The following is a 12,196-nucleotide window of genomic DNA, read 5'->3' on the forward strand; positions in this document are numbered from 1 at the left end:
TGAACAATCGCCCTCGAAAATGCCTTGGCATTAAAACACCTAATCAGGTATTTTTCGGGATCAACCCACCTGTTGCACTAGCGAGTTGAATCCGCGTTGATTTAAAGCCAAACGATTAACTCCAAATCGCCGCAACGCCTTGGCTCAGATGACAGAACTTCCCAGTGTAGCCCGAATAAGCTGACGCCAGTCACCTAAGAAACGCTTAATATGAAACAGTTCAATGGCAGTTCGACGACCAGCCAATCCAATCTTCCAACTACGTTCAGTATTTACAAGAAGATAGTTAATCTGATCGGTCAACTCCTCTGCACTATCAGCATAGAAGCCATTTACACAATTATTTATAAAATGATCAACATCATGGCTGTTTAGATTAACGGTAGCAAGGCCACATAACATGGATTCACCCCGCGTGCGCGGCATCGGGGAATGCAATGTTGGATTAAAATAAATATCAAACCCATGCAAAGTATTGATGTAATGTGTGAATTTCGCTCGCGCGTAGGCGTCACCTTCAAGCAAAAGATTTGGCTCTGGAACGGCCAGTTGCTCGAAAGGAGTTGTAACCTTGTTTGCAACATATTCGAGTATATTGACACCACGATATGCCGGCCGCTGAGCGAAGTCATTGCGAGGAAGCGTCAGGATGCGTTGTTCATGTTGACCGGTAATCTCCCGTCCAGGAAATTCCTGTGGATCGAAGCCGTGCCAAATCACCCTTGATTGGTGAAAACCCCATTCAGCCTGTGCCTGGTGGGAATTCACGACGACCATCGTATTTTTCAGAAGTTCAACAAAAGCCTCCCGGTTGGCTTCAGACTCCTCCATGTCATAGGGTGCATCTGCCGCTTGGGGCGTACCATGACATATGGCAACCCGAGGTATCGTCAAATGACGCATCAAAAACCTGAAGCTCTCTCCCCAGTGGAGCCCGACAGCAGCATCTTTAAGCGGCGTATCCAAGACATGCTCATCAAAATGGAGAATCGCAAGATCAAACTGCTCTTCATCGATTTCCTGCCATTTCACAAAATGGGCATTATCAGGCAATGGGCGCTGCCCAAAGTCCCACCATCTGCAACTGTCTTCACCGAGATCACTGATCAAGGTGAATTCGGCATCAAGCTTGTACAACTCGTACTGATGCGGCACATGCCAGCGATAGGTTAAAATACGCAAGGGTCGACGTTGCATCGATAGAGCAGATTGATGAAAGACCGGCCCAGACGGTAATCTAATATGCGTATACTCCAACTCATCCTTCGCTTCTTTGGGCATGGCTTGTCGTACACAGGCCTCACGCAAGGGAACCTCTTCCAAATCAACATCATAAGAGGCTGACAGCCAGTCACAGGCTATACCAAGCTGACGCAGACGAAGCAAACAGTTCCGGCCCTCAGCATTTGCTTCAATACCGGCAAGGACAGTGACCAAACCTGGTTCCGGCAAACCAACACTATCCGGATAGACTATGTGTAACCTCCCTGATTCAGCCATAGCAAGGAGAAAGCGTTGGACTCGATTATCAGTCAATGCCATCTCACCTGCCAAAAGGATAGCCGTTTCTGGATTATCAGTTGGCACCTCTTCAGTTACACTGACCGAGATACTTGTCCTGCGACGAACATCTTCATTTACATGATTTAGTTTTCGGTAAAACGTACTTTTGATTCGACTCCTTGTTGGCAGGCTCCATTGAATTTGGTAATCACATCGCAACACTGGTGCCCCCTTGACAACAAATCGCCGCTGACGGCTTGCACCAAAAACAGCAGAAATAACTGCCTTCACAAGGAAAATGATGCCTTGAGCACTGATCAAACGTGAGATTATTTGTAATGTCCTGGACATATTCATTCAATGGATTCAGCCGGAGCGCCATAGCGCCGCCAAAGGCCATACATCAACAGGGACCACAAACACGTCACCTCACTGTCATCACCCTGGTCAATAAATCTTCGTCGAAACCTGTCTACTGTTGCATGATCCAGTGGCCACATGCAGACAGGATCACGCAAGACATCGTTGAGCAATGAATTTAGAGGACCTCGCATCCATGCAACCAACGGAGTACCAAAACCCATTTTTGATCGGTGGACAAATTCCCTTGGGAAGTAGCGCTCAGCAAGTTTCTTTAATAGATATTTCCCAGTACCATCCTTGACCTTGCAGTTGACAGGTAAACGAGCGCAAAACTCGATTAGTTCATGATCCAGTAGCGGGGACCGGGCTTCCAGACCACAATGCATTGATGCGATATCCATCTTTACCAATAGGTCGTCCGGCAAGTAGGTATGGTTGTCCAGCCATAGCATACTGTCTATCGGGTTTTCTGAAGCGAGACGAGCCTTTCTAAACCAGCCTGCACGCCATTGTGGCAAATTATTGTTGACCGAATCATCATCCAGAAGCTCTCTGCGAAGCCGATCAGTCCAATGACTACTGTACATGGTGAAAGGCCCTGCATCCGGCAATAGAAGATGATCCTGGCTTAAACGGCGTATTTTCTTCCAGGGAAAACGACCCCGCCCCCCCAACCAGCTGACCGGATCTACCAGGGGCATTGGGTGAATTCTACGGATCCAGCTCGCCAGCCGAATGGTTGAATTTGGCAGTGAATAGCGAGGATAGCCACCAAGCAGTTCGTCTCCACCATCACCGTTTAGAACAACCTTCAGTTCCTGCCTGGCTGCTGCGCATACTGCAAAGGAGGGTAACGCGGAACAATCACCATAAGGCTCGCCATAGCGCTTTATGATTGTTGGCAGCAAATCGATATCTGGCGAGTCCAATTTTACTGCTCGATGTTGGGTACCACAGAGATCCGCTGCCTGCTTGGCATAACCAGATTCATCAAACTCTGCTTGAGAGAACCCAACACTGTAGGTGTGAACTGATGAATCCGCGACTTTTGCCATCATGGCAACTATAACGCTGGAATCGACACCGCCGGAAAGCAATGCCCCTACCGGAACATCTGCGACCATGCGCAACTTAACCGCATCACTCAGCTTTTCCTCGAAGGCATCAAGTGCATCCGATTCATTTATATCCAGCTTATTGCGGTAATCAAAATGCCAGTAAGGCTCAATGCGCAAGCCCGACGAATCCAGCAGGCCATAATGTGCAGGAGGCAACTTACGGATGCCGCGGTATATACTCAACGGCGCAGGAACATACTGAAGATGAAGGTAAAAATCGAGTGCTTGCGTATCCAGGTCACGATCCGTCCATGGATGGCGTGCCAATGGATCTATCTCAGAACAGAAAATAAACCCCTTTGAAGAAATCGCATAGTTAAAAGGCTTCTTACCAACCCGGTCTCTCGCGAAAAGCAGACATTTCTCCCTTTCGTCCCAAATCGCAAAAGAGAACATGCCATGCAGGAAGCGCAAACAATCGACACCATATTTTCGATAGAGCGCAAGTATTACCTCGGTATCAGAGCCTGAGTGAAAACGATAACCATCCTCTTCGCATTCATTGCGCAGAGTGGAAAAATTATAAATCTCGCCGTTGTAAACAATAGCGTTGCCTGTAACTTCATCCAGCATCGGCTGGTGTCCGGCAGATGACAGATCAAGAATTGCAAGCCGGGTATGACCAAGGAAACATTTCCTGTCAGGCGATATGTATTGACCACGATCATCCGGACCGCGGTGAGAGACCCCATCAACCAGGCCGGACATCGTGCCTTCGATGTCTGCGTTACTATTTTTTGCAACAATGCCAATAATGCCGCACATACTAGATCTCCAATCGCCTGACAAAGCGTTGGAAAGGCATTTTCCACCAAGGAAGCATTGGAGTCCTCAGGGGGGCATCAATCACCTTTTGCAGCAACTTTTCAAACCGATCAACCTGGCGGCCTAAACTGTGATGTTCCAGCGTGTATTTATAGAATAATTTTGTATAACGCTGCGCATGGACTTCATCAGACCAAAGAAATCTAACATCACTCTCCAGTTTGTCCATAGATCCCCCGGACAAAAGGCCACAGTTTTTTTGCGAAAATATACCTTCAGGGTCAACTTCAAGAGAGGCCATTGGCACCCCGGTTACTGCGCATTGCAGAAAAGTATTGGGAAAACCTTCGTAACCCGAAGCAGATGTACTGACAAAGACTCTGGCTCGCCTGTAGTAGTCCCAGATTTCTTTATGTGGCACATAATCTACAATCGTTAGATTTGGGGGACACTTTGTTGAAATATCGGTAAACATAGTGTCATTAGTGTTGTTAACGATCATCACAAACGGAAGATCCGGACAACGCTTCGCTAACTCAAGGAACAGCAAAGGGCGCTTATGGAACATATCTGTGCGGCCGATCCATAGGATAGTTTCGCGTTCGTCATGTTTACCCCAACCCTTCATGTCAGTTTCGGATATTTTAACTGGATTGCGAACGAGTTCGCCATGACGATTAAACCTGCTTTTTAAAGTACGGAGTTGGCTTTCAGTCTGCACTAAAACATGATCTGCCATTTCCAATGAAAAATGTGACATCCATTTCGGTGTATTGTAATCGTTCAATGAGTAATTATCTTCTACATAGTCAGATGACAAATCTTCATCCGACGCGATACACAACACTGTTGGAATGCCAAGCCTGCGGCAATCTGCAATAACCTGGGCAGAAGTGCCATTATTACCAAAGCAACATACAACTTCAGAACGTCTACGGCGCCAAAATATTGTGAGAAACCAAGCTGGGAATAGTCTAAAGATCGCCATTATGGGAAGCTGCCAAAGGAGATATAAATCCCGACGATCAAGATTAAGTGCGGGAAACCATTTGCGGCGCGTAAAACGAGGATTCACATTGAGCGATGCCCGGGTGTGAATAGGCTGATAGATATCAAATGTGATCCCATCATGAACCGTCTTGCTTGACTGTCCATAATCGTTAACAAGGAATCGAACCATCCAACGATTGGTTATTAATAGTTCCCGACCAAACAGTGCAGCCCTTGTCTCCATCCCGCCAATACAGCCTGAGACTGTAGTGTTGAATATTGGATATGAGTTCAGACAAACAATACTGATTGAGTTCAAACTGTCATCGACTTTTTTAGAACGAAAATATTGCATGAACTTCCCAAAATCGAATTTAACTTACTCCTCGCGTTGATACTCACCCTGGAGTCAAGCACCGAACACCCTGTATAAAAAAGATCGTTTGACTGTTCTGATATTACCTTCCACCCTGTTTCATTAAAAAGCTGCCGCCACGTGGAACGGGAAAATCGAGCAATTTCAATAAAAGCATTTTCTGAATACTCTCCGTGTACACAAGGCACATTTAGATACTTGATGAAGTGCGTTATGTTCGTCCAAAATCGCCAGCTGCTTGAAGGGAGAACGTGAATTACCAGTCCATTAGGCTTTAAAACACGATGAATCTCATCCTGGAAAGAGCGAACATGAGGTACGTGCTCAAGTAGATTCGATGTATAGACGATATCGAATTCTGCATTTTCAAAAGGCAGATTATGGCCATCGTAATCTTCAACGGGAAAAACCCTCTCTTCGTAATAATTGCTGGTGTTGATATCCATGGCTGAAACATCAAAACCCTTTTCAGTAAGAGCAGAAGCTTGCCAACCAGTACCTGAACCTATCTCAAGAAGGCGACCCTTTTCAGGAAGCAGTTTGATAATAACTGATAACTCGAATTCACGGATAGATTGAAGATGACTTAATGTCTGCACTGCAATCAGGTGACTTAGAAACCACCTAATGATGCTTCTTATCCTGTTTATAATTCCTTTAAGATAGCGATAAAGCATTTTCATATTCCAGAAATTAATGAAACAGTCATTAATATACTGCTCATCTCCAATATCGTTTCATTGCCGCCCACCAAGGGGCTTTTTCAGGTACAGGTTCAGCTACATGCAATTTCTCAATACATGCTGCCATTTCTGCTACTCTTTCCCGGTATTCATGGTATTCCAAAACATACTGATAACAGGCGTTAGCAAGACGATCTGCTTTATCACTATTATCGACCAGATCGATAACGGCTTCCTTCAACTTGGCGACATCTCCAGAAACGTATATGCCACAACGATTCCTGGTTAGCATCCCGTCGGGATCTACCTGCAGAGAAACAATAGGGACCCCTGATACAGCACATTGCAGAAAAGTATTTGGAAAACCTTCGTACCTGGAGGTGTTAACAAACACCCTGGCACGTAAAATAAAGTCGAGTATCTTTGTCGGATGAACGTGCTCAATGATGCGTAAGTTGTCAGGACAATCAGCCTCAAGAGAATCTAATTCCGCCTCATCTGTTCGATTGACTATCATGAGGAAGTGTAAATCTGGACAGTGCTTGGCTAAATCAAGAAATATTGAAGGCTGTTTATTAAATGCATCTGCCCGACCAATCCATAGTACAAACTCACGCTGCGTTCTTGTAATCCATTTTTTCTTGTCATCCTGGGAAAGCTTAACTGGATTACGAATCAGAACTGATGAACGATTAAAATTCCTTTGGAGCATCTGCTGCTGGAACGCGGTCTGTACAATAATGCAACTTGCGGTAGTTAGTGCATAGTGTCCTTTCCACTTCGGCATACCGTAATGATCTAATTCTAGATTATTTGAACTGTAATCTTCGAAAAGATCTCTATCGTTAGCGACACAGAGTATCGTTTTAATACCTTGTCGGTTACAGTCAGCAATCACCTCTGCTGAACGTTCGTTATTTCCAAAGCAACAAACAACATCAGGTTTTAATGAACGCCAAAAACGCGGAAAAAGTAAGGCCGGAAGAGCCAGATAGATTGCGATAATCGGTACCTGCCACACTAGGCTAAAATCACTCCAATCATGTTTAAGCGAAGGAAACCAGCTACTTTTGCGGAATCGTGGAAATACATTCCGTCCAGCACGGCGATAATTTGATTGATATATATAGAAATCTATCCCTTCATGTCTTGTTAAAAATGGTTGGTCAAAATCACTCACTACGAAACTTATATTCCAGTCATTTTTTTGGGCTAAACCTCTTCCAAATAATGCCGCCCTGTGCTCCATGCCTCCGCCAACAGGTGTCACAGTATCGTGGAATTGTGGATAGGCATTACCACATACCATGATAATCATATATGAATGATTAGACTTCGTAGATACTTTGGCTTGGATATTCTGAATGAATTCTGGCATCGTTTGGATATTTATTGCCATCCGATCTACGGATGCTTGAACAACCGTTCTCGAATTCGGGCTGCAAGAGGTTTGGGGAAATATTTCTTTTCCAGGGAAATATATAAATCGTATGCTGTTTCATTCATATCCCGCGTTAAATTCATCTCCTCTGCCAAATGAATCAATGCAATCTCAACAACCTCGCGCCCACTTACAAAGTCTAGTTTCTCTAATGCAAACATCAATACTGCAAGATTAGATTGCATCTTCGCTGTCTCTTCTGCAGTAAACCATACACCTCCTGAGTGTTCACGATATGTGCCTACGATTTCATTTAGACATTCAAATGCCTCTGGCATCATTTTCGATTCGGATATGCAGAATAGAGTGAATAGCCAGTCGCATGCAGCAGCACTACCTTCAACCTTTTGTGTGTATTTTTCCCATAGCCATCGCCGCGAAATACGGGACGGAGTCCGCATTATGAATTGACCTTTTAACATTTCCAGGGGCCCGGAAGTTATAAGTTTTTCGGGCTCAATTGATGGTTCAATATTGTAGGGAAATGGATCACCTTCACGCACCGCAAGAATTCGGCCACCACAGAGAATACAGTCTGGGCTTTTCTCAAAAATATCAACCTGACGCTCCAGTTTAGAAGGCAAACTCCAGAAATCATCCCCATCACAAGTCGCGATATACGAACCCAGTGAGCGTTTGAATGCAAACAGGTCAGGCATTCCACCCTGAGAATATTGGTTGGTTTTATGAAAATACGGTTTAAATAGCTTTGGGTATTGTTCGCTGTAATACCTAACGATTTCTGCAGTACAATCAACTGATGCATCATCCACCACAATGATTTCTACCGAAAACGTCGTTTCCTGCATAAGAAACCCCTGCAGGCATTCATCAATATACTTTTCGTGATTATAGGTAAAACATAGAATGCTGACGAGGGGAGTAGTACCTTCAGGCCAATTGTGTTCTGTAATTCTTAACGGGGTATTTAATTTCACTTCAGACCCAGGCTTCATTCTACTATTAATCGATTAACATAATTTTCAGCACAGTAAACAGCTAATCGCGACATAGCATCATCTTCGACCACGTTCACATACCAGGAAAATACTTGAGCACAAATCAGGATACTGCTGCCCTATTTTATAGCATCCGTCCAGATACTCTTTCGATATAATGTCTGTCTGCATAAGTCGATCCCATTGGAAGTTTGCTAACGCTTTGAAGAATATTCCCGATCGGTGAACAACTTTTAGCCCTGCCTTCATAGCATCACGCTCAAGTGTATCCATTGAATATGTAATACGATGTCCATGCTTCTCCTCGGAAGGCGTAACGGTTGCATTATGTGTGATTAAACCCATCTTGACAGCAATCTGTCTCGAAGGCGCATTGGCATTTGGGCAAACCAGAAAAAGTCGCCCATTTTCCGAAAGCCAATCATCGTTTATGCGCTTCAGCAACCGCACAGGATTGTCCAGATGTTCCAGCACATGGGTTAATACGATGTTGTCAAAACGCTGGTCTAACGTTACATCTTCAATGCATGAGCATATGTACTTAATATCTTCTCCAAGCAGACGCTTTGCATCTTCTAAGGCGATATCCGAAGCTTCGACACAAGTAATATCGTCGAAATAGTTTTTTAGCCGTTTTGTTAAATCGCCTTTAAATGATCCCAATTCCAGCATGTTGCCTTGGTTAAAGAACGGCTCGAACGACTGGATCATGTAAGGATGCATCACGTCGAAATCAAAATTGTAAGCATATTTGCGATCGACTGTGTCTTTACTCTCATTGTTATAGTCGCGTAATCTGTTCATTCGCTCTTCCTTACTAATTTGTAAATGCATGATCCTTGATTGGCCTTTTGACTTAAAGATTGAAAATCCATGCTTTTCATACAATTTGATCGCTGCAGCATTTCTCAGGTCCACTTCCAGTTCGACACGCGTGAAACCAATAGCGACAGCATGGCCAATGATGTTCTCGACAAGTTGCGTGGCAATGCCCTTCTCCTGCCACCACGGTAAGACACTGACGCTGGTGATGAACACTACGTCTCCATTACTATCATCACAATATGCTGCCACAAGCCCAACTAAGTCATTATTTACCCATGCCTCGAACCGCACCGCTTGATTTGCTATTTTTTTGGAATAATCACTGATTTTAACCCGTCTACTCAATGGCGGTATGAAAGCGTTGTCGCAGGCTTGCAAGTGTCCCGTGATCTGGGCTACGTTCGCCCGGTTTATGAAATATTCTAGAATATCGCTCATATCTGCAATTCAGCTATACCGAAGCCATAACGCCCGAACTCGTTGCCGTTATAGAGCAGGAAGACCTTACCATCGCATTCAAAAACATGTGGATAGCACTGCATATCTGAATCCCACTCACCCGGAGTGCCTTCAAGCCGTGCCTCGTTATCATCACGTGTCCAGTTCAACAAATCATCGGACCAAGCATGACCGATACGGTAACCCCTGCCCTTACTTTTACGATAATTGAATGACGGTCGATAACAGAAAAACATATTGTATCGACCAGCGAGGTCTATCACAGTGGGCAGTGCCTGACACTCATCCGAACCTATTTTGTCCGGAATGATCTGTCGTGCATCTTCCTTGATCCATTCGATACCGTTACTGGATGTCGCATGACCGATTTTGTAAGTGCGATCAGGTGGTATATCGGGCGCATATTGCTTCCAGCAAGTGCCGAAGATGTACCACATATGAAAAGTGTCACCAATGATTTTAACGAATCCATCGCCGACCAAATAGGGTTCATTCAACGTAGCAGAGAGTACTGGTCCATCGCCGATACGCCTGAAGGTCAGACCTCCGTCACAACTGATAGCTAGACCGATAGCTGTTTCTACCGAAACGGAAGTGCGTCGGTTCCAACCGCACGTATAGCCAAGCACCTCATCCCCATGCTGCAGTACATTCATCGGAAATATGCCGTGCTCATCGAAGCAACCACGTTTGCCTAGCGGAATCACTGTTTGATTCGATACGCATATAATGTCACGCAGATTCTTTTGCATATCAACGAAGGCAATGTGGCTCAGATACTTTCCATTCTCATCCATGACACGGGTGGAAAAATAGATCCGCACATAATCGTTCAACACCAATGCCTGTGGTGACTGGGCAAACTGCGCACATCCATTTGGCAGTAAATGCTGAGTAGGATCAAAAATCTTTCCGATTTTATGCCACTTCATTGTCTACTCCAGCTTACCAGCCAGCGATGCCAAACCGAAACCATAACGACCAACCTGATCGCCTAGGTAAGCGAGGTAAGTCTTACCGTCCAGTTCGAGCACATGGGGGTAGCTAATCATCTCGGAATCCCATCCTACTTCCGAGAGATTTATGCCTGCCTTGCTGTCATCACGCACCCAATCTGTCAGGTTATCGCTGGAAGCGTAGCCGATTCGGTAGCCATACTGCCTTCCACGATAATGGCTGCTGTATCGATAACAGAAGAACATGTGGTATGAACCGTTAGCGTAAAATACATCCGGGCTCGCCTGGGCCTCGTCTTCTTCAATGCGACTTTCGATCAAGTCCTTGTTGAGTTTTTTCCAGTGAATCCCATCCTGCGAGGTTGCCATACGAATCTTGTATACCGGTTCAGCCTTCCCATCCACCAATTTCCACTTCCGTCCAGCGATATAAAAGAGGTACCACAAATCATTATAGCGCCGGATTTTCGGCCCACTTATTACGAACGGTTCGTCCGGCGAGTAACCAAGCACTGGACCCGAGCCAAGCTTACTGAAGGTCTTTCCTCCATCACTACTTACAGCGCAACCTATGGCCACATTAAACGGTACAGATTCACAGCGCGTCCAGCCTGCATAATAAGCGCGAACAAATTCCCCATCTCTGATAACCGATACCGGGTATGTACCATACTCGTCAAATTCACCCAGCCCCCCCAATTTAAGGATGGGCTGTTCCGCAACACGTCGAACCTTGAACAAATCGTCGCGATCCAGGTCAACAAAGGCAGAATAACTCACGTAATTTCCATATGTGTCCGCTGGTGGCCGACAGGAGAAATAGACGCGTAAAACATCATCCAATACCAAGGTATCCGGTGCTTGTGCAAACTCTCTTAGCCAATTACGTCCTTCCACTGACTGCGGCGAAAATACTTTACCCAATTTCCTCCAATAGAACACGGCTTAGATCAACTCATAGTTAATAAAGATGCATTCATGGATGGTATCCAGCGAGTTGAACATCATCACATCCACTATAGATAACCATGGTACAAACTTATTATTGAATTGCTTGTATTCAAATGGTTGGGATTTCAGGAATCTCAATTCAATTCCTCGAGCACTGAACTCATCTCTTGAATATAAATCAACACCACCGATGGGATTAATGTAAGTGTCAGCACCTACTGCCTCACATAAAGCAATAACCTTGTCTTGGCTTTTTAGACCATGGTTGATGGCAACATCTGAAGAAACGCGTATTTCAGTATCTATACCCAGATGTTCGCAAGTTTTTACTATGGAGTTATGAATAAACTCAAATAAATTCGATTCTTTATTGCTCAAAATTTGTTCGACCAGATGAAACGTCTGTGCAAAATATGGCGCTTTGGAATAGCTTCCCTTAATCTGATTAAGTAACTTATCACTAGAAAAATTATTTGCTATTTCCCTTTCTGCTACTTGAAGAGAATCCGAGCCCTTTTTCAAAGGAATAGAAAACAGCAAGTCCTTACCATTGCTTAATATTCGATTGCGATTTATCCAACCTTTTTTTGTATACTTAATATTGTCATAAACAATGAAACATTCCGATGCAGCAATGAGCTGAGAATAGCCGAAGTATGGAAAAAAGTAAGGCTGCATAACCGATAAACGCATAATTAAATATAAGCGCTAAGGATGGTCTGAAAAATTAGAGTTTTCATTCACCAGGCACCCAAATTCAAATATCCGTCAAATAAGCCTGTCTTTTATCCCCGAATTGGCCTTGAA

At 44.6% G+C, this 12,196-nt stretch carries 10 protein-coding genes and 1 pseudogene; all 11 read right to left on the reverse strand.

Annotated elements, in window-relative coordinates; translation table 11 throughout:
- Positions 1–144 precede the first annotated feature (144 nt).
- Positions 145–1,860: a glycosyltransferase family protein gene (locus tag BOW53_RS10520; protein WP_078487946.1), complete on the reverse strand. Its 1,716-nt coding sequence runs from the start codon at positions 1,858–1,860 to the stop codon at positions 145–147.
- On the reverse strand, positions 1,857–3,749 hold the full coding sequence (gene asnB, locus BOW53_RS10525; RefSeq protein WP_078487947.1) for an asparagine synthase (glutamine-hydrolyzing): 1,893 nt from the start codon (positions 3,747–3,749) through the stop codon (positions 1,857–1,859). The genes BOW53_RS10520 and asnB overlap by 4 nt, the downstream gene beginning before the upstream one ends.
- A gap of 1 nt (position 3,750) precedes the next feature.
- Positions 3,751–5,094 (reverse strand): glycosyltransferase family 4 protein, encoded by a 1,344-nt coding sequence (locus BOW53_RS10530; RefSeq protein WP_078487948.1) that lies wholly within the window; start codon positions 5,092–5,094, stop codon positions 3,751–3,753.
- Entirely contained in the window at positions 5,055–5,792 is a 738-nt protein-coding gene (locus BOW53_RS10535; RefSeq protein WP_172838869.1) for a class I SAM-dependent methyltransferase, read from the reverse strand. The genes BOW53_RS10530 and BOW53_RS10535 overlap by 40 nt, the downstream gene beginning before the upstream one ends.
- A 43-nt stretch (positions 5,793–5,835) precedes the next feature.
- Complete coding sequence (locus BOW53_RS10540; protein WP_078487950.1) at positions 5,836–7,197, reverse strand: glycosyltransferase family 4 protein; 1,362 nt, start codon at positions 7,195–7,197, stop codon at positions 5,836–5,838.
- Positions 7,198–7,202: 5 nt separating this feature from the next.
- The gene (locus BOW53_RS10545; RefSeq protein WP_172838870.1) at positions 7,203–8,177 is read right to left on the reverse strand and encodes a glycosyltransferase family 2 protein; all 975 of its coding nucleotides are present in this window, start codon (positions 8,175–8,177) and stop codon (positions 7,203–7,205) included.
- Positions 8,178–8,255: 78 nt separating this feature from the next.
- Positions 8,256–9,002 (reverse strand): class I SAM-dependent methyltransferase, encoded by a 747-nt coding sequence (locus BOW53_RS13365; RefSeq protein ID WP_245832113.1) that lies wholly within the window; start codon positions 9,000–9,002, stop codon positions 8,256–8,258.
- 60 nt (positions 9,003–9,062) lie between these two features.
- A pseudogene (locus BOW53_RS13370) lies at positions 9,063–9,461 on the reverse strand (GNAT family N-acetyltransferase); the annotation flags it as partial.
- Positions 9,458–10,414, reverse strand: coding sequence for a glycoside hydrolase family protein (locus BOW53_RS10555; RefSeq protein ID WP_078487953.1), 957 nt, complete (start codon positions 10,412–10,414; stop codon positions 9,458–9,460). The pseudogene BOW53_RS13370 and the gene BOW53_RS10555, both read right to left, overlap by 4 nt.
- A 3-nt stretch (positions 10,415–10,417) precedes the next feature.
- Positions 10,418–11,380: a glycoside hydrolase family protein gene (locus tag BOW53_RS10560; protein WP_078487954.1), complete on the reverse strand. Its 963-nt coding sequence runs from the start codon at positions 11,378–11,380 to the stop codon at positions 10,418–10,420.
- Positions 11,381–11,383: 3 nt separating this feature from the next.
- Positions 11,384–12,082, reverse strand: coding sequence for a WbqC family protein (locus tag BOW53_RS10565; RefSeq protein ID WP_078487955.1), 699 nt, complete (start codon positions 12,080–12,082; stop codon positions 11,384–11,386).
- Between the last annotated feature and the right edge of the window lie 114 nt (positions 12,083–12,196).

This window comes from Solemya velesiana gill symbiont (assembly GCF_002020805.1).
GTDB lineage: Bacteria > Pseudomonadota > Gammaproteobacteria > Chromatiales > Chromatiaceae > Sedimenticola_A.